The organism is Candidatus Nitrospira nitrificans (assembly GCF_001458775.1).
GTDB lineage: Bacteria > Nitrospirota > Nitrospiria > Nitrospirales > Nitrospiraceae > Nitrospira_D > Nitrospira_D nitrificans.
On the sequence record NZ_CZPZ01000023.1, the window covers coordinates 231,928 to 255,777 of the forward strand.

Here is a 23,850-nt window from a genome sequence, read left to right on the forward strand (position 1 = left end):
AGCGCTCAAGGCTTCAACGTACCATCAAGCAGGAGTTGCCGGCGCAGCTCGGGGCTGGGCGGGTGAAAACGTTGGCGTTTTTGAACAGTTTGCAGGCTGGCTCAACAGGAGAGGACCCACGACTACGTACTCTCGCCCTCCCCTTTTCCCTTCCGAGTTGACCTCGAGACAAGTTCTCACCGTCTCGGAACTGACCGCCATGGTTCGGGCTTCCCTCGAAACTGATTTTGCCGAGGTGTGGCTGGAAGGGGAAATTTCGAACCTGCGCGCGCCAGGGTCCGGGCATCTCTACTGTATTCTCAAGGACCAGACGAGTCAGATCCGGGCGGTCATCTTCCGCTCGGCGGCTGCTCGTTTGCGGTTCGGCCTCGAGGAGGGGCTTCATGTCGTCGCGAAAGGGCGACTTTCCGTCTACGAGCCTCGGGGAGAGTACCAGGTCATCCTCGATCATCTCGAACCCCAGGGGCGAGGCGCTTTCCAGTTGGCGTTTGAGCAACTCAAGCGCCGCTTGGAGGCCGAAGGACTCTTCGAGATGGAGAGTAAACAATCGCTGCCTGCCTTTCCTCGGACGGTCGGAATCGTGACCTCGCCGACCGGGGCGGCGGTTCGAGATCTGATTACCGTATTGCAACGTCGCTGCCCTATCTTGAGCATCATCATCGCGCCCGTACAGGTGCAGGGGGCTGGATCGGCTGAACAGATTACAGCCGCCATTCAGGCATTGAACGGGCTCGGAGTTGTCGACGTCATCATCGTCGGGCGGGGCGGTGGCTCGTCGGAAGATCTGTGGAGTTTCAACGAAGAAACCGTCGTGCGAGCCATCGCCGCGTCACAGGTCCCCATCGTATCGGCCGTCGGGCATGAGACGGATGTGACACTGGCCGACTTTGCGGCGGACGTACGGGCCGCAACCCCGTCCGCCGCCGCCGAAATGGTCGTCCCGGTGTTGGCGGAGATCGTCGAGCGGCTGGGCATGCTCACTGTCCGCTGTCAGCAAGCCATGAGCGCACGATGCCTGGAACAGCATCAACGACTTGATCTTTTGCTTGCCCATATGGGCGACATCCGATTCAGGATTCTCAAAGAAGCGCAGCGGGTGGATGGCGCGGTGGCAGGCATGCGAGAAGCGGTCCGCGCCCATCTCAAGCAAGCGATGGCGAATGCGCAAACATGGACGCAGGCGCTACGATCGAAGAGTCCGGCGCTCCACGTGCGTCGGGATTTGCTGATCGTTCCACAGTTGCGATTGCGTGTGATCGCCGCCATGCACCATGGCCTCAAACGGAAGACTCAGCACACCCATGCGTATCTGGGTCGATTGAACGGGCTGAGCCCGCTCGCGATTTTGGATCGAGGATACGGGATCATCCAGACGATGCCTGGCGGCGAGATCATTCGCGATGCCGGACAGGTCTCCGTCGGGGAGGAGATTCTAGCACGTCTCTCCAGGGGTCAGATCCGATGTACGGTGGAAGAAATCAGACTGGATTCCTCAGTATGAGCATGTTGCGAAAGCCCTTCCGTCGTTCCCCGCCTTGCCGAATCGGCTTCGCGAGGCGTGCGAGGGTGAGCGTATCTGGTGAATGTGAAGCGAACAGATGCGACAGCAGGCACAACCAGCGGGTCGCTGTGGCCTTGCCGCGCGTCGACGCAGGCGCGAGGCGAGCGCGCTGGGCTGGCTCGGTATGACGGTGAGCTTTCTCAACATCCTCCGAGCTTCTACGGTGCTCGTGAGCCTCTTAAGCGGGCGTGATGCCCTCACATTGAAAGTTTTTGCGCTGCCTCGGTTTAAAAGCCGGCGAAGACTTGGTTATAATGGGCGGCGGGTTGACGTGAAAGGAGGATGGTTGTGGCTGGGGTGAAGTTCGAACAAGCGATGGCCAGATTGGAAGCCATTGTGGGTGAATTGGAGAACGGAGATCTGCCGCTGGATGAATCATTGAAGATTTTCGAAGAGGGCATTCGGCTGTCCAAGAATTGTTTAAAAGTATTGGAAGAGGCTGAACGGAAAGTCGAAGTGCTTGTTCAGGATAAGAATGGGAAAAAGCAATTGCGCGCCTTCACCTCCGATGACATTGCCGTCCAGGGTTCCGCTGAAGACTTATAACAGGTCGCCCTTCTGAAGTATCGTTCCTTTCTCATCTTTCCCCCGTTGCGACTCTCATGGGTATGAACAAACGACGCGATAGGGATCGTTGTGACCAGGTGTTGACGGCTCGTGGATTGGTGCCGAGCCGAGACGTCGCGGTCCGGATGATTCTTGCGGGCAAGGTCAGAAGCAACGGAGCAATCGTCGACAAACCGTCCAGAGTGATTCCCGTCGATGCGGCCATCGAGGTTATCGGAGATGGCCAGCCGTTCGTCAGTCGAGGAGGTGAAAAACTGGAGGCCGCTCTTGATTCCTATTCAATCGCCCCGCAAGGACTGATTTGTCTCGATGTGGGATGCTCGACCGGAGGGTTCACCGATTGTTTGCTCAAACGGGGGGCTGTGAAGGTCTATGCGGTTGACGTGGGCTACGGGCAATTCGATTGGCGGCTCCGACAAGATCCGCGCGTCGTGCTGAGTGAGCGGACCAACATTCGTTATCTATCTCCTTCCGCCGTCCCGGAGCCGGTTGATCTGGTCGTCATCGATGTCTCGTTTATTTCATTGACGAAGGTGCTTCCGCCCATCCTGCCGTTTCTCCGCGCTCCGGCCCGCATCATCGCCTTGATCAAACCCCAATTTGAAGTAGGCAAGGGCCGAGTCGGTCGGGGCGGCGTCGTGCGTGATGACGCGCAGCGAGCGGAGGTTGTTCAGAGAATCATCCAATTCGCGGCGGACAAGGGGCTGAAGACCATGGGGACCATCGCGTCTCCGATCAAAGGGAAAAAAGGCAACCAGGAAATATTAGCAATCTTTGAGTACGACGCCCCGTTTCATGGTATGTAAGGATCATCGTAACGGCTGAGCGCTCATTCAGGAGGGCCAATGAAAGTACTCGTCACGGGCGGCGCAGGGTTTATCGGGTCCCATGTGGTGGACCGACTCGTTGAAGAGGGGCATCAAGTCGTCATCGTCGACAATCTGGCCACCGGCAAGCGGAAGAACGTCAATCGCGCGGCGAGTCTCTACAAGACCGACATAACCAGCTGGCGCCTGGAACGGGTGTTTCGCAATGAACGGCCCAACATCGTCCTCCACCTTGCGGCTCAGATCAATGTCCCTCGTTCGATAGCCGATCCGGTGTTCGATGCCCAGATCAATATCTTGGGGACCATGAACGTGTTGCAGCAAGCGGTTCGGTATGGTTGCCGAAAGGTCGTGTTCTCCTCATCCGGTGGAGCGATCTATGGTGAACAGGAGACATTTCCGGCGGCTGAACCTCACGCCACCAATCCCCTCTCGCCCTATGGCATCAGTAAATTGTGCGGCGAACATTACTTGTCCTATTTCCAACGGGTGAGCGGGATTCCAGTCGTCAGCCTTCGGTATGCCAATGTCTACGGGCCGAGACAGGACCCCGATGGAGAGGCAGGGGTCATCGCCATCTTCATTCAAAAGATGTTGAACAACGAGCAGCCCATCATTCATGGAAACGGCCGTCAAACGCGTGATTTCGTCTTCGTTGATGACGTGGCGGAAGCCAACCTGGCCGCCATGGGGCAGGATGCGCACGGAGTCTATAACGTCGGAACCGGGGTTGAGACATCCGTCAACGAGTTGTTCAGGATGCTGGCCGGGCTGACTGCTTCGAGCGTCAAGGAAGTGCATGGCCCGGCCAAAGCCGGCGAGCAGATTCGCAGTGTGGTTGATCCGTCACGGATCAAACAAGAACTGGGATGGGAGGTCAAGGTGGACCTCGCCGAAGGGCTGAAGCAGACGGTGGAATTTTTCCAAGGGAAGAGCCGCTAGCCGCAGCTCTCCGCGCCGGCTGGCGGGACAAACCAGGCGGCGGCCGTTACGATTCCAGCCGACCCCGCCGACTCGCGACCGCCGGTGTCTTCAAGAGCTTATCCGGTCAGTAGCGGGGGACACTCCCATCAACTTGGGCGGACCACGCATCGATTCCGCCGATTAAATTCTTCACGTTCGAGAATCCCTGCTGCAACAGGAAACCTGTCGCGTCACCGCTTCTCATCCCATGGTGACAGTACGCGATGATCTCGGCGTTTCTGTCCAACTTGGAAAGTGAGTTGGGCAGCGTGCCGAGCGGAATGAGGATGGAGTCATCCAGCTTGGCGAGTTGGTTTTCCCAAGGTTCCCGCACATCCAGAAGCACCAATTTGTCGCCTTTATCGAGCCGGGCCTTCAGTTCTTTGGGTGTAATGACAAAGCTCATGTAATGTCCCTCCTCATGACTAGGACGAAATCATAAGCGACCGAGGAAAAGGCTGTCAAATGCAGTTCGCTCCGCAAGGATAACGCGCCCTGTTTCTTTCCTCCATGATTCACACTGTTTCGAATGTCCACCGTCCCTGCCGATCGGGAAGGGTGAGCGCCTGGTTGAGATGTCTCATGAAGACTGATCGTGGAATTTCTTCCGCGCCGAACCGGCTGACATGGGGAGAAAACTGCTGGCAATCGATGAGGGAAAAGTTCCAGGCCTGAAGCTGCTTGACGAGCTTCACGAGCGCTACTTTGGATGCATCATCGACTCTGGTGAACATTGACTCGGCAAAGAAGGCGCCTCCGATCGCCACGCCATACAGTCCGCCGACCAGACGACCGTCCTGCCATGTCTCCACGGAATGGGCATAGCCGAGCTCGTGCAAACTGGTATAGGCGTCCAGCATATCTCCGGTAATCCAAGTGCCTCCCTCTGGATATTGCGGGCGCGGTCCCGCGCACTGTTCCATGACATGCCGAAAGCTGGTATCGAGCGTGACGGAGAAGAAGCATGAGCGAAGGCTCCGCTTGAGGCTGCGCGAGACATGGAGTTTGTCGGGGATCAGCACGGCGCGAGGGTCAGGCGACCACCAGAGAATGGGTTGATCGTCGTTGTACCAGGGAAAGATGCCTTGCCGATAGGCCTCGAGTAGCCGCTCTGGTCGGAGATCACCCCCTACCGCGAGGAGACCGTCTGGGGATGCCCGATCAACCGGGGGGAAACGAAGATCGTAGCGATTCAAACGAACCATCACCTCGTACGATACGTGAAGCGAAGCGAAAAGACTATGTCGATGGAACAGATGGGCCTGGACCCGGCAGAACGCAACGGGCTACTCGCGTGAGTCTATTGGAAGTCTTACGATGGGAGCATACGCAAGACGATCACTGTCACTGAACAACAGAATCAATGATCAAGTGTAAGTGCTAGAACTTAATCTGACAGTCCGGTAGAGTCCTCGCCTTCACGAAAGGAGTGCGGACGATGACCACCGAACAGAAAATTATCCGGGCGAAGGTTGGCGTGTTGGAATTGGCGAAACAATTGGGCAATGTGTCGAAGGCCTGTCAACTGATGGGGTATAGCCGCGACAGCTTCTATCGGTTCAAGGAGCTCTATGAGACCGGCGGTGAGGCGGCGCTGCAGGAGATCTCCCGCCAGAAGCCCCTCCTGAAGAATCGCGTGTCGGCGGAGGTGGAGCAGGCGGTTGTGCAGAGGGCGATCGAGCAACCCGCCTGGGGGCAACTACGCGTCGCCAATGAACTCCGCAAACAGGCACTCACGATCTCCCCTGCGGGCGTCCGGTGTATCTGGCTCCGGCATGACCTGGAGACGATGCGGAAACGGTTGAAGGCGCTGGAGGCGAAGGTGGCCCAAGAGGGGCTGGTGCTCACAGAGGCTCAGGTCGTGGCGCTGGAGAAGGCGAAGGCGGACAAAGAAGCGCATGGCGAATTCGAGAGCGAGTGTCCGGGCTACTGCGGCGCCCAAGACACCTTCTACGTAGGGACGCTCAAGGGCGTCGGGCGCATCTATCAGCAGACGTTCATTGACACCTACAGCAAGATGGGGTTCGCGAAGCTGTATGACCGGAAAATGCCGGTCACGGCTGCCGATCTCCTGAATGATCGGGTGCTGCCGTTCTTCGAAGCGCACGAAATCCCGCTGAACCGCGTCCTGACCGACCGCGGGACCGAGTACTGTGGGGCACCTGAGCGCCATGAGTATGAACTGTACCTGGCCGTGGAGAACATTGATCACACCCGGACCAAGACACGGCATCCCCAAACGAATGGGATCTGCGAGCGCTTCCACAAGACGATGTTGAACGAGTTCTATCGCGTCGCGTTCCGGAAGAAGATCTATCGGACGCTGGAGGAGTTGCAGGCCGATCTCGATGTCTGGATGGACGAATACAACCAGCAGCGACCACATCAAGGCCGTTGGTGTTATGGCAAGACCCCGATGCACACGTTCCTGGACAGTGTGCCCTTGGCGAAGGAAAAAATCCTAGCGGCGTAAACCCGGTGAGGACTCGCTGTCTGTCCGATGAAGTCTTGACTTATACAGATCAAGCCCAGATGGCTTATGCCGATCTGCATAAAAACCCGTCATACATGGTCGCCCAGCCGCCACTCATTGAAACGGCAGCAGCTAAGGAGTATTGTTCGCGGACAATGCCAGGCCCCGCGCGAACCGGCGTTCTGATCTACGCGAAGAACCTCCTGGCGGTTTCCGCCTTCTATGAGAAGGTCTTGGGCGCCAAGGTGCTACACGCAGACCACGAACACAGAGTGCTCCAGTCTCCGGACGTCCAGCTCATCATCCACGCAATCCCCGAGCAGCATAGCAGCTCAATTGCTATTCAAGTACCGCCGGTGGCGCGCGAAGAGCAGGCCATCAAACCTTTCTTCACCGTTGAGAGTCTGGCGGCAGCAGAACGAATTGCTGAGCAGTGTGGAGGCAGGGTCTGGGGTCCCGTTTGGCCAGGCCCAGGGATCCAAGTGCGCAATGTTTGCGACCCGGAAGGCAACATCTTGCATTTGCGCGGAAGTGCAGCCTAAACCTTCGCCCGAGCCGACTCTCACCGGCGTGACGCTCGCTGATCAGCTCAAAACTAAGCGTTCGCATATAAGCGATACGCGCAAACCGGCTATCGTGAATAATGCGGAGAGAATGAGTTCGACGACATTACCCGTACCGGAGCCGTTTGGACACGGCTCCGGCCGGTCCTCCCGTCCTAGCGGCAGGCACTCGCTTCCTCACACTCCACTTGCGACAATTCACTCCTAACTGCTCATCCCATGAAACCGCCGGACAGGAGCGCAAATGCAATGATACCGATAAAAAGCGCGGCATACAGATACACCCATCCCGGCTCGTGTGTGAGGTCGTCCTTTACGTCCTTTAAGTGCAAGTCACTCATAAAAGCACCTCCTTGTTGTGAAACCTCCTATTCCGTAAAGAGTGTTTGGACCGTCCTCCATGTTTGTTCCATGCTAATAAGCGGAACATTCCTTCGCTATCGCCCGGAAGATTGAATTTGCAGTACACCGAATGGGTGAGGGGACGTTAACGCCCTGCCTCGCGGACCACGTCTTGTGCGTGTTTGGCAAATTCCTTGGCCGCACGTCCGCCGTCCTTCACGGCTTCCTGTCCTTGCTGTGCCCCTTGTTTCGCAAACTCTTTGGCGGCCCGTCCCGCACCCTGGACGACCTCTTCCCCTTTGTCATAATATTTCTTCCCTCGTTCCACCACGGTATCCAATGCCTCCTCACCCTTATTCATTACATCCTCCTTCGCGCGATCGGCATAGTTGCGCAACCTGCCGCGTAGCTCTGAGCCGGATTGCGGAGCAAGCAGCAGAGCCACCCCAGCCCCAATCAACGCGCCCGTCATAAAGGTGGAGCATCCCGAAGAGTTCCCCCTTTCAGCATCATAATTTTTGCCGCGCATGCTATCGTCCTCCTTCAGTGGTCTACAGAATGTTAAATCGTGGGTGCCTATGATTTTGACGACTGTTCGCCTATGAACGTACTCGGTAAATTCTAGCGAAGCTTAGCGTGCGTAAATACTGGGACAACATATAGGGCAAGAGGCCAACGATGCCACGTACCCATCATTGGCGATCGTCGATTACGCGCTCTTCCTGCGTTGCCCTTCCAGCCCTGGCAGCACCGCCTCAAAAAATGCATTTTGAAAGAGGGTGACGACCAGTTCCCACGTACTCGCCTGCGGGTCCTTGACAGGTCCCGACACGTTGGTTTTCGTGGCTACCTCCTCTCTGGGACTATTTTTGAGGAGCGCCGCCGCCGCATTCACGGTCTTTTCGAAAATCTTTTGCAGGAGGCCTTTGTCCTGATCCTGAACGGCATCGTAGGCTTTGACATCTTTGAAGAGCGGTTTGAGATACCCGTTCACCTTGTCGTCTTTGACCCTCATTTCGCTATAGACGGAGAACACGCCTGACGCGACATCGAGACCGCCGTGGGCCCGCAGCAGCTGATTGAAGGTTTTAACGGGGGTTTTGCGAATTGTCACATTCAGGTCAAAGTCGGGCGATTGCGTCTCCGGTCGAAATGCGCCCGAGATCCGGGTGTCGCCGGATCCCATCAACAGGCCCGTCAACTTGACTACCGCCGTCCCTTCCGACAGCTGGTTGCTCCAGTTCTCGAGCTCGATAGCCGTATCCGCTATATACACTCTATAAGAAGGGTTGGTGGCTGCATTGATGAATCCGAACTCGCTCTTTTCAATCGTGCCTCGATCGATATGGATCTGAAGCGTCGGATGATCGGAAGCTTCCTCCGCAGCCCGGGCCACCTTTTTGCCGGTGTCTTTCTCTTTCTGCTGAGTTTTGGTGGAATGGACAAAATCTGCCTTCAGGTCTTGTAAGGAAAAGGTGGTTAATCGAACCCGCTGGACCGTGGGAGCGTATTCCACATGTCCTTTTGCGGATAGCATTCCTTCAGCGACATGCACCTGTCGTTGGGCCGTGAGGGGGGCCAAATCTTCAAGGGGAATATCAGTGAGGGTTACGTCCGCATTCACCGCTGGGACGGGTTCAGCAAAGAAATCGGCCTGGCCGTCGAGGTCGAAGCGCCCCTTCTCAAACACCACCATGTCGATCTTTATGTGGGAGGGATATTGAAAGGGCGCCGAGCGCACATTGCGGATGTTCTCGGCTTTCACATTCAACTCGGTAATATGGAGCGGTTTAGTGGTGTCATTCTCACGATAGGTCACTTCGCCGTTTGTAATGCGGACTTCATTAACCTGGACTTCATGCATGGCAAAGAGGGCTTCCTGCCAACTCTGTTTCTGCTCCGGTGATGCGTCCACTTCCTTCGCGGCCTGCGTCCGAGTGGCGTGAATCACCGGCTTCTCGATCACCTGATCGGTCACGACGCGGCCGGAGAGCAAGGCGCTCCACTGGAGACTGCTCTGTATCTTCGCGATCGCGGCCAGCGGCGGCTCGGGATGATCCTTTTGGCTCACCGTAATGTCTTTGAGCTCCACGGACAAGCTGTACGGATGCAAGTCGAGAGCCCCAAGATGGACAATATAAGCCGGTAGACGATGATTCATCTCCCGCTCGGCATAGGCTCGCAGCGGCTCGTCGATAAAGGACAGGGCCACGGTCATCATGATGACAAGAGCCAGCGGCACTGCCACCCACCAGAGCCATTTTGGCATGGACGAGATCTTCATAGCGGTTGTGTATGAGTCTGCGTGGGGGCGGGGCCGCAATGAACTGGGAAGACCCCTGATATTTAACCGATGAGGTGAGGGGCGTTATTGTGTGGATTGTTCACCAGAGGACTGACGGACTATACGGACACAAAAATTCTCTTTTGGTTCTCAGTGAACGCCATTACGAAGAAAAACGCTCGCCACGATCGCTTATGGGCAAGTATCACGGCGCGTTTTGATGGGTCTTGACTTCAAAAAGTTTGACATTATTAAGCGCCATTGACACGCTGGACTGGATGGACATAGCGGAGGGCTCACTGTCTTGGCCAGCTATTATAGCGGTCTACTCCGGCCCTTCACGCAATCCTTCGTTCCAGCTCATTTCAATAATCATTTTTTACATTCACAGGAGGTAGGGCTATGTCTTGGGAAAACCAACTGCCTGTCTTGTTTTCTAACCGATCGGTCGAGTCGCAGATTGATCGTCTGCTGAATGACGCAATCCACTCTGTCAATGGGTGGTCGCAATCATGGAGCCCAGCCTGCACATTACCACCCTGGCTGATTGTGGCCCCTTTCATGGGGACAGTATTCATACTATGAGAGGCTTATAGGAATGAAGATCCCACGCTCGCGTTCTCGCTGCCGGAGGCACGGTAGAAGGAGGGCGCGGCAAGCCATTCTGGTGGCGAATCATGATCGCACATGCTGTTCTGATTGCAGAAAATGGTTATGGCACGATCAACAGTCTCTCTTGTCTGTTGTTCGACCACATTGGCAACATCGCCATCAGCACGTGTGCTTCCGCTGAGGAGCTCCCTCCTAAGTTCGAGAGTTTGTCTTATGATACCGTTGTACTAAACCCCCTATTTCTTCCCGCCTATCGCTCCATTCAAAAGAAAAAGAATCAGTTGCTCGCGCCTCTTCTCCTGACCGTCTGTCAAAGGGACCTCTCGGTGGCCCATGCTGCGCTTGAGGGGGACGTGTTTGATCTGATCGCCAAACCTTTCATGCCCCACGAAGTCACTCAAACGGTCCGACTGGCGCTCTGGCAAAACCAGTGGCTGAGATTGCTCGCTTCTAAACAGCGGGCGGTCGCCCAGTTCCGGCAACATATGGAGGCGTTTCCTCATGGAAAGGCGGAAGGGGAATTTGCACGCGATCTGGATGCATTCGATCGTGCCTTCCAAGCCATGCAGTCTGATATGCGATTGCTCGTGAGTAATGAGAATGAACGGGATCTCTTCGATATAGCAGTTTTAGTGGAACAGCGTGCGAGACAACAGGCATTGGACAGACTTCTCAGGCTCAATCTGTATAAGGACAGTCTGACACAGGAAGCTTCATAGTCATTCGCCGCACTGGGATCGATGGAAAAATCGGACAAGGCTCGGTCCTGATGGTTCGCCTACTTTTAGGGTTTACTTTTCAAAGACTGAGGAACGTTGCCCCCCGATGCCCGCCGCCGTTCGTGCCGGATGCCATTATTCAGTGCATCCAGCCATATCCGTCATCATTGGCGATGGACCAGAGTAATCCGCGCAAGGTCTGGGCGTTTCTCGCCGCCTTGCCAGGTAGTGATTGTTGAAATAACCATAGGTGTTCTTCACGCCTTTTTTAGTAAGGCCTGTGATCACCGGAGCTCATATTTCAGCTCCTCGTCCCTGTATTCATAGTCGTAACGCTGATCCCATGAAGCCTTGCCCTCCCATATTACTTTGTTCTGGCCGTTGAAGCGGACATAAGCGATATCGGAAGTCGCCTCAATGCGGCTGGAGGGAAGGTTTTGACCTACAGCATGTCCATGATGCAGTAGCCGGCGTTCTCTACTGAGAGGTATGCTTGGCCGCTGACAAGGGACCTGACTAGTTATGGCTAAGCCCTCAATTACTGATCGCTATTGACGGTAGACATGTGCGATCCTGTGGGATGAGATGCTCAACAGATTTGCGCCAACGGGTTGTGGAGTTTGTTCGCGGTGGAGGCAGCAAGGCCGAAGCGGCTCGGCGGTTCAAGGTCGGTGAGGCGAGCGTGTACCGCTGGCTCAAGCCTGGCGGCCTGACGTACCAGCGTCCCGGCCCTCGCCGGGCCCGCAAGCTGGATTGGGAGCAGTTACGTCGGCATGTGGAGGCACAGCCCGATCAGACTCAAGCGGAACGGGCGCGGCAGTTCCAGGTCTCGCGGCACTGTATCTGGAACGCGCTGCGAAAATTGGGGGTGACCCGTAAAAAAAAGACTGGGCTATTCCGAACGCGACCCGCTCCGACGAAAACAGTTCCTCCGCCTTCGCGAGCGGTTCGTGCGCCGTGGCAAACACCCCGTGTACATCGATGAATGCGGGTTTGTGTCTTCGACGGCGCGGCGGCATGGATATGCGCCCAAAGGCCAGCGTGTGGACGGCCTGGTTTCCGGGCATCGACGGCCCCGCACGTCGCTCATCGCCGCTCGCATGGATGGGCGACTCGCCGAACCCTGTCTATTCGAAGGCACCTGCGATACAACCGTCTTCAACGCCTGGCTGAAGACGCGGCTGTGCCCGCGTCTGAACGTCCACCATCTCGTGATCATGGACAACGCCGCATTTCATACCGCACCCGAAACAGCGCAGCTCATCGCAGCGACTGGCGCGACCCTGCTGTTTCTCGCGCCCTATTCTCCCGACCTCAATCCCATCGAGCATGACTTCGCCGCTCTCAAGAAGCGCCGCGAGTATCAGGACCAGACCACCCTCGACGACATCGTGAGAGGCTATCAATGATTGTGGGCTTAGCTATAACTTCCCCATTTGTTGCAGAGGATGATGCATAAACGCGTCGACCGAGACATGCCGATCGATCGTATCGAATATGGCAGGCGTTCAATAACGATCTCTGGTTTGGCGCAAAGATATCGGTCCCACATACTAATCGACCGAGGAGGTATTATGAGATGCTCAACATTCCTGACTGTCTTGGTAGGCGGAACGCTCCTGTTCCTATTCCACATGGCACAGGTGGAAAATGTAGCGGCCGCCGGAGACCCGAATACGAAAGCCCAAAAGAAAGGAGTCGAAGTCCCATGTGAGATTCCCCACGGGCAAACTGCTAAGCGGGCTGAACAAGATGCTACGCGGGGAAGCCATATAATTTTTGGTGAAGTACTCCGCGTGGATGGTGCGACCTACCTTGTAAAAGAAGAGGGCGGAAAGGAAGTAAGCGTGAAGGCCGACGAGACGACGGAGAAACCCCCCATCCAGCAAGGGGATCGTATTTCAGCGAATGTCGACAATCAGAATCATGCTCTGTGGATTCGAGCGAACAGAGGAACCGATCGCAGAACCGAACATGCCTCGGCTGACTGCAATCCGAAAGAAAACTAGCGACCTGCGTCACCGACTCCCTGTCAAGGAGGAGTTCCTGTCTAAATAATCAGGCGTCGACTACGGAACGTAGAAAATCGCTTTTTAGCGGAGCGAAATCGTATGCTACACGCCATTTGTCCGCATGCGTGAAGTGAAGAACATAGATCGGCCAGAATGCGGCGCGTTGTTTCAGGAGGACGGCAAAGTCCACATTCTCCGGGAGATCAAAGACACCGCTGAGTCGGCTTCGACGGCGCAAGGCTATGCGCGCGCATATCGTAGCGGAAAGGGATCTCAATGATGTACGTGTCCTGTTGCCGCCCCATCGAGGCGGCTATGGATGCGAATGCGGGACTTCCGGGAGACCGCTTCGTCGTCTGTATTCAGAATCACGATCGGCAATCGCGCCGCAGGCGACCGATTGAGTGCGTTACTTTCCCCTCCCGCGCAGCGGCTTGCGGCGAGCCTGTTGTTGCTCGCGCCGCATGTGCCGCTGTTGTTCATGGGAGAAGAATACGGGGAGCACTGTTGACCTGTATTCTGTGCTTCATCGATTCATCGTCTGGTCTGTCAGAAAGGAAGTGGCATGATTATTCTGCCGGTGGTATTTCGCGATGACGTTATCCCCTAAACTGGGAGGGAGCATGATGTCTTTTCTTGTGGTGGTCTTGTCGATATGGATAACCACTGTTTCGCCCGTTTCCTGATCTTTTACCGAAACATTCCACGATTGCGCGGACTGCTCATCGATTCTCATCACTTTGCCTTTGATGATCTTACCTGGTTGCACGTCAGGTTTGTCATATACAGTTCTATCTGCGGATGAAAAGGCATTGGTAGACAGGCCCAAACTAATCAGAACTGTTAAAACAACCCCTCCCAGTGCTTTTGTCTGAAGACTCATAATCTTTCCCTCCTTATAGAATAAACCTCTACATGAGAGTGCCTCACGAGACCCGTCCCGCAACCTAGGTAAATCACTAGGAACCTATCTCAAACGGATTAGGGAAGCTCACCTAGATTTCATGATTGCCTGGTCTGTACATCGAAATTGTAGGTCTCGCCATGCTTCAGAAGCGAAGGCGATCTTGCAGGCCGGCCGCCTTGGCTTCCTCCTGAAATTCGGACAGCGGCGACTGAAATCGATCATAGTTATAGTGAATGGGAATCGCCTTGTTTGCCGTCCATGGTCACGAGGAGACCGAGCACACGGGTCCCGCCCAGGTGTAGAAGGCCTACATCGATGTTCGGATAGCGGCGCGGGATCTCCCTCAACTCATCGATCACGAGTGTATCGCCCGTGATGTACATCCTGAACTGCACGGGTTAGGAAGCGGATTGAAACTCCAACATACCGCCCATGACTTCCGGCAACGCCAGGTGGATCAGTCGTGGTGCGTGCTGACCAGGCATGGCGGTGATCCGAAGACGGGCCTCGCCTTTTTCGATCGTGATCGGCCCCCTGTTTCGAGTGGGTGAATATTTGTAAATCCGCGCTCGGCTAATTCCTCTGCTGCAGACTGCGTCGTCACGATCGAGTGGCTTTGTTCAGGTCACGCTCGGCCACTTGGTCAAAGTGATCGCCATGAAAATTCGAGAGGAGAATAAGGTCCAAGGGGGGCAGCTTGTGAATCTCCGCTGCCGGGTTAGTGAGCCTCGTCGTCTTCAAGCCATAACCCAGAGGCACTTCGCCATGTTGTGAATGAAGGTCGGATCGGTCAAGAGCGTGAAGCCTGCATGGCGGATGAGCACGGTGGCATTGCCGATGAAGAAAATTGATCCGGTCGTGAATCGGCGGACTGTTGCGCCGGAGGCAGAACCATCGTGCTCGGCGCTGTCTCCTTTGGCCACCGTCCGAATGGCCGTTCTATCAGGTGACTGACAAGACGCGAGGATCAGACTCGGAAACGCCGGTATTGTGCTCAAGTTCTTCATATTCTTTCTCTGTAAACGAGACATGCCGCGGACGATTCTGGAGCAGCTCGGTCATCTTGCCATCGACGCGATCTTCCTCGATCTGTTGCAGGCGCCTACTTCTCCTTTGGGATGATGGAAATGCCGCCGTGATTTTCAAGAACGGCATATCGAATTTGCTCCATCCGTTCCAGGCCGTGCTTTTCTCTCGCGGAAGATAAGATATCCTGTTCATCGACCCGGGCGCGTTTCAACAGCTCGCGTATCGGCTGTCCATCCGCCACAAGCACCAGCGGCAAGCCGTCCAGGTAGCGTTCTATGGTGGGGAAGCGTTGCTTCAATAACGAGAGGCCGATGTCGATTCCGACAAGCGTGAGAATGACCAGGAAGCCGTTGCTCAACGAATAATCGTTCCCGATCATGGCATTCTGAGTCGCTTCACTGATGATCAGGAGCAAGACGAAATCAAAACTCGTCATTTGCGAGAGTGTGCGACGGCCGGCGATGCGGAAGAGGATCAGCAGAAATACATACACCAAGCACGCTCTCAGAATCGCATCCATGGACCCCCCTACGGCCACACGAAATGGGTTATTGGCAGGACCTCACCGGTGTCGGTACCGATACTCCCCTGCACGACGCCAAACTTGTGGAGCTGGACACTAAAAGTGGCCGTGAACGGCCGCCCGTCACTCTGGAACACGAATGCGCGTTGGCCCTTTCGTGACTCCCCTCGGAGAGGAAGGGGCGAGACAGCGACCACATTCAGCGAATCGAGATACGCTTCGTCAAACCAGAGACGGATGATCTGCGTGAGGTGACTCGGGTCAGAGGTGAACCGCACCCGAAGGTCATCCTGACTTTCATAGCGAGTATAGGGGGTGTATTCCACGGATAATTCTTTATTAGCCGTTTCTTTAGTTTTCTTGGTAAATGGGTGGTGACCAAACAACCCCGCAAGCCCCGCGCAAATGATCAATGCCATGACGATCCAGCCGATACGTTGGATACGCCAGGTGCGATATTGGAAATTCAGATCCTTCTCGATCTCTAAGTCCGAACCATTCGCCATAGTTCTCAATGCTTCTTTCTGAGAATGGTCGCAACTGGCAATTCCCCTGGAAGGGCTGACCCACATCAAACGAAAAGAGCATAGGGTACGGAGGCGTCCGGCAGGGTGGCGTGAGACTCTTGCGTCTCATTGCATCACGGATTTCGATGCACGCCACGGGTTAACCATATCGAAGGTCGTGTAGGACGTTAAAAAAATCAATGGCGAGAGTAACATTTAAAGAGTCCCTCCTCCTGTCGATATTCCCGCTATGTACTTTCCTAGTAGGAAGGGCTAGATGTGAGCGAGCAGCAGGCTTGAGGAGGCCGACGGAAGTGGGACAGGCACAGCTATGTGGACTAAGGGCGTCGGTCCATCATTTCCTAAGGGTCGTGCTTTTAGGTTTTCTTGGCGGCCGGGACATGCTTCCGTTCGTTTCGCGTTTCTCTTCTAGTTTCTCTTCAAGACATTCCATGAGCGCGGCGGCGTGAATGATCGGGGTGCCTGTCGCGGCCTCACCACGCGCCGCACCTTGCCGGGCCTGGTCGGCCAGCTGCTGATACAACGATTGGATGTTGTCCAAGTCTTGCTGGGAGAGTTTCTCAAGATCCAACATGGCATTGTGCGCGCCTCGGGTCGAACGGATGACCTCGTCCAGTTTGAGTTGAATCGCCGCGCTGTCACGATTCTGGGTGTTCTGGATCAGGAAGACCATCAGGAACGTCACAATGGTGGTGCCGGTATTGATGACCAATTGCCAGGTGTCGCTGAAATGGAAAATTGGGCCGGTGATCGCCCAGGCCGCGACAATCATCATCGCAATTCCGAATGCTCGGGCGGTCCCGAGCAAACGAGCGCAATGATTTGCCAGCCGGTTAAATACATTGGTGTGTTTGCCAAGGGGCGGAGAATTTTCCATATGCTTATCTATGACGGAAGTATGGCCGTGGACTACTAGCTAAAGCCCTTGATAGTGATCGCTAATCGAAATCGTGGGCGAGGCCGCACGGCGGGCAAAAATGGAGAAAGAGCGTAACTCTCTATTCGAGAATCATTACGTTATGAACCCGTATGATAATTTCATCCTGAGCGAAAGTGTTTTCGAGCCATTGTTTATATTTTTCCCACCACTGCTTATCCAACTTAGGGGCCATCACTTCAAAAATAACCATCTCATCATGATGAGCGTCATTTTGGTCATCCTTCCATAAGCCTTCGGCCGGTGCGTGCGTATAAGCCGTCAACCCACCGAACTTTTTGGTGAGCGCCTTGCGCATGCGAATGTATTTAGCTTTTGGAAACGCCTTCTTGTTGTTATCGCGAACCGGAAGAAAAATTTGTATTAAGTGCATGAAGAGTTCCTTCCTCCCACTTTTCTAGGCCGCTCGCTTGATTCGGTGCATTTTCCAGGACCTGTTCTATCTAATTGCGCAGTCACAGCCCAATGCGGAAACCCCTAGTAGGCTATAAGGCGACTTTACCCTAATCTGAGATGAATTCTGCGGAGGCGCTCCGGGAGCTGCCCAGGGCGTTTCCACAAGATGCCACACGTCAATGTTCCGAGCCGGCGAGAATGCTCGCTATGACAGCCAAGAGACCAACCTACATGTGTATAGATAGTGCAATGAAGCTAAAGCGAACAGGGTCCGCGGGGATCTTACAACTGTCATGAGTGGAAGTCTGCTCCAGGACATTCTTGTGCAGGTGGGGCTCGCCTTTGCTTATTATGCGATCCTCGTGCTGATCATGCGGCTCGCTGGAAAACGGCTCGCGGGCCAGACCACCACATTTGATCTCGTGATCCTCATTACCATTAGTGTGGTGCTGCAGACGACGGCGCTGCGCGAGGGGGCCCTGAACGCGCTCACTTTCGTCGCCACGGTGTTCGGCGCTCATCAGCTGCTCGCCCTGGCCTGCGCCCGCTCCACCTTCATTCGTCGAATCGTGCGCAGTCGTCCCCAACCTCTGATCCAGGATGCCTGTGTGGACTACGAGGCACTGAAAAGCGAAGGGCTCACTTATGAGGAACTCCTCGCCGGGTTGCGCAAGCTGGGCCATTCCTCTCCGGAAGGGATCAGAAGCGCCACGCTGGAAGAGACCGGACACATCAGTGCGATTCCTCTGGAGCGCGAGGATCCGGCTCACCCTCCGAAGGAGGTCCCACCGCCGCTTCCCGCTCAGGGAGAGACCTAGTGGTGAGTCACGTACCTTGGCGATATGGAAGTATGAAGGGGTTGGCTCGCAGGGTTCTTTGGGGCGATTTAAACAAGGAGGTCGTTATGGCAGGTACGGCAGCTGTCGCATCCGGCATCATCGAGATGTTGAAAGAGGACCACGCAAAAGTGAAGGGCCTATTTGAAGACTTCGAGTCCGCCGAGGGTCGAGAGCAGGCGGACATCGCCGCCACCGCGATCATGGAGCTCGAGGTCCATGCCGATTTGGAGGAAAAGCTGATCTACCCGTCGATCCGGAAACAGATCGACGAGGACGAGATGATGAATCAGGCCGTGGAAGAGCATCATCTCGTCCATGTCCTAGTCAAGGAACTCAAGAAACTCAAACCGAAGGACGAGGTGTTTCAGGCGAAGTTCAAAGTCCTGGGGGAGCTGGTGAAACACCATATCGAGGAAGAAGAAGGGCAAATATTGCCCAAGGCGCAAGAGAGTGAGATTGACTGGGACAAGCTGGAAACAACGGTGATGAAGCGCCGGGAAACCATGACCAACAAGCTCGCGGGTCAGAAGAAGGCCTCGAAACGGTAGGGAAGCGGCGTGGGCGGGCTGGGTCTTTCCGACCAAGAGAGAGGCCCGCCGCGCAGCCTGAGAGCAATTTCAGCAACTAGTTTGCCAGAGGGCCAGTCGAACCGTTTGAGCAGCCTCGGAAGCATGACGAGCCTGGCAATTAGATCTAGATCAAATCCCTGACTGCAAATTAGGCGGCTACCCCTTGGGTTTCTCAGCCGCGGCGAGGATAGGTTGGAACATCGGATCGGCGTCGAGCACGGCCTTCAGCAATTCGCTGTGGAGGAAATAGTGCCAAACCTCGTCGTCTTTTCCAGGGATCTCATCAAACCAGCGTTTGGCCTCGGTCAGATGCTGGAGGATCTGGCTTTTATCCTCATAGTTCGGCATGAAAATCATACTGTAGGCCATGGTGTATTCCGCGAGAAACTTGTCGAGCGGCAACTCGGCGAGGGCCGATGAAGCCTGCGCATTCTCGTACGCTCGGATGCTGTCAGGGTCGTGCAAGATCCGATTCCATGCCACTTTATTGATACGCGACCAGGCCAGCTGCGCCAACGCCTCGGCTTTGGGTGTTTTTCGGTCGGTCGGAATGTCTTTGACCAACGCTTCGAACGTTTCGATCATGGGAATCTGGTCGTTGTTCCAGCGATAGGCCATGCCGAGCCGGAAGCGGGCATCCAACTGCTCAGGATGGGTTTTCGCAAGGGTTTCCAACGCAGGCAACAGCCGGTACAGGAAGTCTGCCGGAGTCGGTTTCGAGAATCCGCCCATCTCCATGCCGTTTGCGAGGTCGAGGCGGCCGGCGGCCGCATAGATGTTCCAATAGAACTCATTGACGGTCAGCGATAACGCCGGATCCTTGACGTTCAGTTTGTGACTCTGGGCTGCTTCCCGAAGCAGGATCGCATAGAGATGTCTGGTCAGAACCGTCAGCGCATCGACCTGATGCGGGTCGATGATCAAGATGCGATTAAGCAAGGCGACGCGATCGCGTAATTCGGGAAACGTCGCGGCGCGAGCGGCGGCGGCGGTCAGCGTTCCTGGCTGATCTTCAGGACCCCACCAGACGATAGAGCCAGGAAGGGCGCGGCTGATCTCGGTCGTGAACGGTATCTTGTCGGCCACCATGCCCGCTGTCTGAGGCGTGGCGGCAACAGGGAGGTGGAAGACAGCCGCGTCGCGCGGGAACCCATGGAACCTGAGTCCGGTGAAGACCACCCATTGCGTGGTGATGGATTTCACGGCGCGTCGCTCGCGTTTGATCGTGTTTGTCCACTGGACGGTGCCTGGACCGTACGTCACCGGCGAGGTGAGGGGGTCATGGTAGTGGATGGTCAGATCAACCAGCGTGGTGGGGACACCGAGGACTTTTCCGTTCGGCTTCAGTCGGAAGGATCCGTTCGGGATCGGACGGCTCTTTGTGACAGACAGATGCAGGCCCGTTCCGGGCGGTGCGATTCCGAGAGCATCCATCACAAAGGCGGAGGCCTGAGCGCGGGCGAGCTCATCCCCGTAAAAGACCAGGGGGCCCGTGCTGGGCCACAGTACGTTCATGCCGATGTCCGAACGCTTCAAGTGCGGGGCATGGCCTGCGGTCAGCTCTCGCCAACAACCCTCGTGCCACGCATCGGTTGTCGGTGGATTCTGAGGATCGGCCGGCGGCACCGTCAGGAGCTTGTATTGGCAGGCGAAGTCCAGCTGTCCGGTCGTGATCCTGTCGCCTTTGGCGATCGCTTCGGCATATCGAAGGGCCGTATCGACGGCGGTTTTATGGATGGTCTTGTTTTTAGTTGCCTTTTGAGGTGGTTTGGACGCCGCAGCCACAAGGTCGGGCAAGGCCGTCTCAAAAGCCGTCAACAGTCCCAAAAGGAACAGCATTCCAAGTGATAGGTTTTTAGTCATGATGAAAAGAGTCATGTTGTTGTGGGGTCATCGGGTTAAGGCGGTCTTTATGATTTTCTCGCGCATCAACGCCCGGTCGGCTGTCGATAGCGTGGGCGCCGGACTATGGCGACAGAGCGAGACGGTTTGGCGTAACGATGTCACGAACGTTTCACAATTAGGGCACGCGCCCAGATGTTGACGAATTTCTTGGCAAATATTTACGGAGAGCTCGTCATCGATATAGGCGGACAACTGGCGAAGGATGCGCAGACATCGGCTTTTCCCATGGGTGTGTGGTGGCGGAATCGTTGGAGCCTGCCGTTTCCGCTTGGACGCGCTACGTTGTGCCATATGAAGTCGTCTTTCCGCTACCTACGTGAGGCGTGGGTGTGATCGGTGAACGGTTCACCGAGGTCTCGCGCACTGAGTTGACGGCGCACAAACAGTCGAGCCCGGTGCAAGCGGGATTTCACCGCGCGTTCGTTCAAGCCCATGATGGCTCCGACCTCCTTGGCGCTGACCCCCTCCATGTCGCGAAGCACCAAGACCATTCTGTACTTCTTCGGTAGTTGGTCGATCGCCGCATCGAGCGCGGCGCGCAATTGCTTGTTGTGGAGCGCGGCTTCGGGGCTGAGTCCATCGATCGGAATCTGCAAGCGAAACTCCCCGTCGGACGTGGGCGTGAATTCCTCCAGGGACAACTCTCGCTCCGGAGCGCCTTTCCGTCTGCGCCGCATGCGCAAGCACGCTCGCGAAGCGATGGTGTAGAGCCACGTCGAAATCTGGGCGTCACCGCGAAATCGGGCGAAGCCTCGATAGGCATTCAAGAAGGTCTCCTGTACCAGATCCTTTGCCGCCTCGGGTTCGTCACACAACCGATGGGCGAAGCGATAAATCAAATCTACGTGATCTCTGTACAGCCTATCAAAATTCGTGACGGAACGGGGATCCGTTAAGGATGAAGTCGACAAACGGTGAGTCGTAGGTGAGGCGCCCATACGCAGCGAGTCTACGAGGGGATGGAAAAGAGAGTCAAGACGAGGACGGAACATCCATGAGCTACTTCGTCCGGTGAAATTCGATGACGTCGCCTTGCCCGCCGAGTTCCACCGTAATGGGGGTCCCTTCCCTTGCCCCGTTCAGCGCGGACTTGCCAAGATCCGTCGGATAGGTCTGTTCGCCCTCCGGAGTCCAGAGCCTGACGGTGGTTCGATCCGGATCGGCATATTCCAACGGACCGGTGACGAAACGGCGGACCAGCGCAGAATCGATGGAAGCCGAGAGATCTGCGACGACGTGGTGATCATGCATATGTAAAGTCAGGGCCTGTCCGACTTTGGCATTTTTGATCCCGATCTTGGTGTTGACGTTGACGATGCCGATGGGAGTCCGAAAGAAAATGAAATTGGACTTCATCTTGGAAATCGTGCCGGTCAGCAACACATGCGCCTTCGCCCCATTGGTGGCAATCTGGCCGATCTGAAGGTCGAACTGGAGGTCGTGCACACCGATGACGGTCCCCGTGCCGTCAACTTCGACCGTCACGGGCTCGCCCTCCTTGCGGGACGCGAGCGCCCGCTCGTATGCGCCTAGGTGGAAGGCTTTCTCGCCGCTTTCCGGTGTCCAACGTACCAATTTGGCGCTATCTCCGCTGTCTCGTTTGAACGGTCCGGTTAGGTAGCGATGGGCGAGCGTCCCATCGGTTCGCCTCACGAGATCCACGACGACATGGTCCTCGTGGATCACAAAAGACACTTCTTGTGAGGCGGGGAGGGTTTTGAGCGTGGTTTTTGAACTGAGTGACATGAGCCCGATCGGTGTCTTCAGGAAGACGATCCCTGGTTTGGCCCGCCAGACTCGTCCCGTCAGGCGGATGGAAGGGTTCACGTCCATGAAAACAGGCGCTGGACGGTCGATTTCCTGTTGCGCGGTCGCAGGCTCGTTTGTCTGGGGCTGAGGGATTGGTTCATTGTCGGAGGACTGAGCCGGTTGAGTCTCGATATCCTGAGGCTGAACGACTGTAGGAAGGTCGCCCTGTGGTTGGGCAGGCGCAGCCTCGTCGACCTCCGATGACCTGGGAAGGGCTTCATCGATTTGGGCCTGATTAGTCTGGGCCTGCGACGTCAGAGGGGCATCGAGCTGAGATTCCAATGGGATAGGCTCAGAGGGTGGCGCCTGGGCCTTCTCTCCCTCGGGAGGACTTGCCGTGGCGCATCCGGCATGGATGAGTCCGAGGAGAAACACCGTGAGGAATAATTGTCGAGAGCGCGCTGATCGATCCATGGAGGAGGTGTTCAGTATGGAAGTGTGAATGGGTTGTTCTGTCTAGGCGGAAACTCCTCGATCTTCAAGGTCATGGTGCCGTAACCAATTCCAATCCCTCATGCGAATAACATGAGGTCAGAATCAGAGTCAACCTGAAAGCGGGTGCGCCGGTCAGGGCAGAAAAACTTGTTGGCCTGCAGCGGGAAGTCGCGGTGGTTAGGATGATTACTGAATCCAGCCTGTTCCTCGTCGGTCTATTTTCGTGTTCAAGGGCTCAGATAAGATATCAAGAGTCCGCATCGGACTATATTTGAATGGAGAGGAGGACTCAAGGATGCAGACAAATACCGCCGAGGTTGTCCGAGTGCATGATCTCACACACGATGTCCGTGAGCTGGACTTGCGATTGATCTCGCCCGTGACGCTGGACTTCCAGCCGGGGCAATTCATTTCTTTTGAGATTCCCGTTGTAGGGAGACCGCATCCGATGACGCGTGCCTATTCGATTGCCTCGCCGCCCAGTCAACGGAGCGTCCTGACATTCGTCTTCAACCGCGTTGACCACGGACCAGGCTCGACATTTCTCTTTGATCTCAAACCTGGCGATCAGGTCCGATTCAAAGGGCCGGCGGGAAGCTTTCGTCTGCGCGACGATGCGCCACGCAATCTCCTGTTTGTCGCGACCGGCACGGGGATTGCCCCACTCCGGTCTATGCTCCATACCCTGTTACCCAACGCCACCTCGCAGGTCGTGTCCTTGCTCTGGGGTCTCCGAGCCCAGCGGGATCTGTACTATCAGGAAGAGTTGCATGAATTGGCCGCCCGGCATCCCATGTTTCACCATGCCGTCACATTATCTCGTCCGGATCCGGGATGGACTGGTCCGACCGGTCGCGTCACCGCTCTGGCGCGGGAGCGTGTCAAGACGGTGGATAACCTCGCGGTGTATCTCTGCGGAAACGGCGGCATGATCAAGGACGTGACCGATTTTCTCCGCTCGAAAGGTCTCTGCCCGATCTATCGCGAGAAGTGGTACGACGAAGAAAATGAAGAGTCATGACTTGTCTGTTGATGGGCTATGGCAACGGAG

30 protein-coding genes are annotated in these 23,850 nt (G+C 55.9%); 14 read left to right on the top strand and 16 right to left on the bottom strand.

Annotated elements, in window-relative coordinates:
• Positions 1-157 precede the first annotated feature (157 nt).
• From xseA to COMA2_RS13645, 4 genes are all read left to right on the top strand, one after another.
• Positions 158-1,501, top strand: coding sequence for an exodeoxyribonuclease VII large subunit (xseA, locus tag COMA2_RS13630; protein WP_281176448.1), 1,344 nt, complete (start codon positions 158-160; stop codon positions 1,499-1,501).
• 348 nt (positions 1,502-1,849) lie between these two features.
• The gene (gene xseB / locus COMA2_RS13635; protein WP_090899418.1) at positions 1,850-2,107 is read left to right on the top strand and encodes an exodeoxyribonuclease VII small subunit; all 258 of its coding nucleotides are present in this window, start codon (positions 1,850-1,852) and stop codon (positions 2,105-2,107) included.
• Positions 2,108-2,169: 62 nt separating this feature from the next.
• Positions 2,170-2,934: a TlyA family RNA methyltransferase gene (locus COMA2_RS13640; protein ID WP_090899191.1), complete on the top strand. Its 765-nt coding sequence runs from the start codon at positions 2,170-2,172 to the stop codon at positions 2,932-2,934.
• A gap of 39 nt (positions 2,935-2,973) precedes the next feature.
• Complete coding sequence (locus COMA2_RS13645) at positions 2,974-3,897, top strand: SDR family oxidoreductase (protein ID WP_090899193.1); 924 nt, start codon at positions 2,974-2,976, stop codon at positions 3,895-3,897.
• A gap of 106 nt (positions 3,898-4,003) precedes the next feature.
• Here COMA2_RS13645 and COMA2_RS13650 read toward each other — a convergent pair whose 3' ends face one another.
• The gene (locus COMA2_RS13650) at positions 4,004-4,324 is read right to left on the bottom strand and encodes a rhodanese-like domain-containing protein (protein WP_090899196.1); all 321 of its coding nucleotides are present in this window, start codon (positions 4,322-4,324) and stop codon (positions 4,004-4,006) included.
• A gap of 109 nt (positions 4,325-4,433) precedes the next feature.
• Positions 4,434-5,123 (bottom strand): leucyl/phenylalanyl-tRNA--protein transferase, encoded by a 690-nt coding sequence (aat, locus tag COMA2_RS13655; protein WP_175304608.1) that lies wholly within the window; start codon positions 5,121-5,123, stop codon positions 4,434-4,436.
• Between the two features lie 233 nt (positions 5,124-5,356).
• Between aat and COMA2_RS13660 the strand changes: the two genes are divergently transcribed.
• Positions 5,357-6,391, top strand: coding sequence for an IS481 family transposase (locus COMA2_RS13660; RefSeq protein ID WP_090896972.1), 1,035 nt, complete (start codon positions 5,357-5,359; stop codon positions 6,389-6,391).
• Between the two features lie 35 nt (positions 6,392-6,426).
• Positions 6,427-6,933, top strand: coding sequence for a VOC family protein (locus COMA2_RS13665; protein ID WP_217490751.1), 507 nt, complete (start codon positions 6,427-6,429; stop codon positions 6,931-6,933).
• Positions 6,934-7,166: 233 nt separating this feature from the next.
• Here the strand turns inward: COMA2_RS13665 and COMA2_RS20935 are convergent, their stop codons facing one another.
• From COMA2_RS20935 to COMA2_RS13675, 3 genes are all read right to left on the bottom strand, one after another.
• The gene (locus tag COMA2_RS20935; RefSeq protein WP_281176449.1) at positions 7,167-7,295 is read right to left on the bottom strand and encodes a hypothetical protein; all 129 of its coding nucleotides are present in this window, start codon (positions 7,293-7,295) and stop codon (positions 7,167-7,169) included.
• Between the two features lie 146 nt (positions 7,296-7,441).
• Entirely contained in the window at positions 7,442-7,825 is a 384-nt protein-coding gene (locus COMA2_RS13670; protein WP_090899201.1) for a YtxH domain-containing protein, read from the bottom strand.
• Between the two features lie 180 nt (positions 7,826-8,005).
• Entirely contained in the window at positions 8,006-9,565 is a 1,560-nt protein-coding gene (locus tag COMA2_RS13675) for a DUF748 domain-containing protein (RefSeq protein ID WP_175304609.1), read from the bottom strand.
• Between the two features lie 692 nt (positions 9,566-10,257).
• Here COMA2_RS13675 and COMA2_RS13680 point away from each other — a divergent pair.
• The 5 genes from COMA2_RS13680 (at position 10,258) to COMA2_RS13700 (ending at position 13,434) form a co-directional block, all read left to right on the top strand.
• Positions 10,258-10,911, top strand: coding sequence for a hypothetical protein (locus COMA2_RS13680; RefSeq protein ID WP_090899207.1), 654 nt, complete (start codon positions 10,258-10,260; stop codon positions 10,909-10,911).
• 580 nt (positions 10,912-11,491) lie between these two features.
• A complete protein-coding gene (locus tag COMA2_RS13685; RefSeq protein WP_090898248.1) occupies positions 11,492-11,896 on the top strand; it encodes an IS630 transposase-related protein in 405 nt (134 codons plus the stop codon).
• Positions 11,862-12,320, top strand: coding sequence for a transposase (locus COMA2_RS13690; RefSeq protein WP_175304559.1), 459 nt, complete (start codon positions 11,862-11,864; stop codon positions 12,318-12,320). The genes COMA2_RS13685 and COMA2_RS13690 overlap by 35 nt, the downstream gene beginning before the upstream one ends.
• A 165-nt stretch (positions 12,321-12,485) precedes the next feature.
• Entirely contained in the window at positions 12,486-12,920 is a 435-nt protein-coding gene (locus COMA2_RS13695; protein WP_090899210.1) for a hypothetical protein, read from the top strand.
• Positions 12,921-13,248: 328 nt separating this feature from the next.
• Complete coding sequence (locus COMA2_RS13700; RefSeq protein WP_090899213.1) at positions 13,249-13,434, top strand: hypothetical protein; 186 nt, start codon at positions 13,249-13,251, stop codon at positions 13,432-13,434.
• A 15-nt stretch (positions 13,435-13,449) separates the two neighbouring features.
• Here COMA2_RS13700 and COMA2_RS13705 read toward each other — a convergent pair whose 3' ends face one another.
• The 7 genes from COMA2_RS13705 to COMA2_RS13730 all read right to left on the bottom strand — a co-directional run bounded on the left by COMA2_RS13705 (position 13,450) and on the right by COMA2_RS13730 (position 17,219).
• The gene (locus COMA2_RS13705; protein WP_090899216.1) at positions 13,450-13,806 is read right to left on the bottom strand and encodes a hypothetical protein; all 357 of its coding nucleotides are present in this window, start codon (positions 13,804-13,806) and stop codon (positions 13,450-13,452) included.
• A gap of 248 nt (positions 13,807-14,054) precedes the next feature.
• Positions 14,055-14,213 carry a hypothetical protein gene (locus COMA2_RS20510; protein WP_217490752.1) on the bottom strand — a complete coding sequence of 53 codons (159 nt, stop codon included), beginning with the start codon at positions 14,211-14,213 and terminating at the stop codon, positions 14,055-14,057.
• A 354-nt stretch (positions 14,214-14,567) separates the two neighbouring features.
• Entirely contained in the window at positions 14,568-14,837 is a 270-nt protein-coding gene (locus COMA2_RS20515; RefSeq protein WP_217490753.1) for a hypothetical protein, read from the bottom strand.
• Positions 14,838-14,932: 95 nt separating this feature from the next.
• Positions 14,933-15,379, bottom strand: coding sequence for a DUF421 domain-containing protein (locus tag COMA2_RS13715; RefSeq protein WP_090899424.1), 447 nt, complete (start codon positions 15,377-15,379; stop codon positions 14,933-14,935).
• 8 nt (positions 15,380-15,387) lie between these two features.
• Positions 15,388-15,888: a hypothetical protein gene (locus COMA2_RS13720; protein WP_090899218.1), complete on the bottom strand. Its 501-nt coding sequence runs from the start codon at positions 15,886-15,888 to the stop codon at positions 15,388-15,390.
• Positions 15,889-16,243: 355 nt separating this feature from the next.
• Complete coding sequence (locus tag COMA2_RS13725; protein ID WP_090899221.1) at positions 16,244-16,786, bottom strand: low affinity iron permease family protein; 543 nt, start codon at positions 16,784-16,786, stop codon at positions 16,244-16,246.
• Positions 16,787-16,907: 121 nt separating this feature from the next.
• Positions 16,908-17,219 carry a hypothetical protein gene (locus COMA2_RS13730; protein ID WP_090899224.1) on the bottom strand — a complete coding sequence of 104 codons (312 nt, stop codon included), beginning with the start codon at positions 17,217-17,219 and terminating at the stop codon, positions 16,908-16,910.
• Between the two features lie 316 nt (positions 17,220-17,535).
• Between COMA2_RS13730 and COMA2_RS13735 the strand changes: the two genes are divergently transcribed.
• Together COMA2_RS13735 and COMA2_RS13740 are read left to right on the top strand one after the other, a co-directional pair.
• A complete protein-coding gene (locus COMA2_RS13735) occupies positions 17,536-18,060 on the top strand; it encodes a DUF421 domain-containing protein (RefSeq protein WP_090899227.1) in 525 nt (174 codons plus the stop codon).
• Between the two features lie 86 nt (positions 18,061-18,146).
• Positions 18,147-18,629, top strand: coding sequence for a hemerythrin domain-containing protein (locus COMA2_RS13740; protein WP_175304610.1), 483 nt, complete (start codon positions 18,147-18,149; stop codon positions 18,627-18,629).
• Between the two features lie 177 nt (positions 18,630-18,806).
• Here COMA2_RS13740 and COMA2_RS13745 read toward each other — a convergent pair whose 3' ends face one another.
• From COMA2_RS13745 to COMA2_RS13760, 4 genes are read right to left on the bottom strand one after another with little or no spacing between them, the layout of a single operon-like run.
• The gene (locus tag COMA2_RS13745; RefSeq protein WP_139077355.1) at positions 18,807-20,513 is read right to left on the bottom strand and encodes a hypothetical protein; all 1,707 of its coding nucleotides are present in this window, start codon (positions 20,511-20,513) and stop codon (positions 18,807-18,809) included.
• A gap of 27 nt (positions 20,514-20,540) precedes the next feature.
• Entirely contained in the window at positions 20,541-20,846 is a 306-nt protein-coding gene (locus COMA2_RS13750) for an anti-sigma factor family protein (RefSeq protein ID WP_090899237.1), read from the bottom strand.
• Positions 20,847-20,863: 17 nt separating this feature from the next.
• Positions 20,864-21,547: an RNA polymerase sigma factor gene (locus COMA2_RS13755; protein ID WP_090899240.1), complete on the bottom strand. Its 684-nt coding sequence runs from the start codon at positions 21,545-21,547 to the stop codon at positions 20,864-20,866.
• A 7-nt stretch (positions 21,548-21,554) separates the two neighbouring features.
• Positions 21,555-22,778 carry a hypothetical protein gene (locus COMA2_RS13760; RefSeq protein ID WP_090899243.1) on the bottom strand — a complete coding sequence of 408 codons (1,224 nt, stop codon included), beginning with the start codon at positions 22,776-22,778 and terminating at the stop codon, positions 21,555-21,557.
• Positions 22,779-23,094: 316 nt separating this feature from the next.
• Here COMA2_RS13760 and COMA2_RS13765 point away from each other — a divergent pair, with 316 nt between their 5' ends.
• A complete protein-coding gene (locus COMA2_RS13765; RefSeq protein ID WP_090899246.1) occupies positions 23,095-23,820 on the top strand; it encodes an FAD-binding oxidoreductase in 726 nt (241 codons plus the stop codon).
• Positions 23,821-23,850 lie beyond the last annotated feature (30 nt).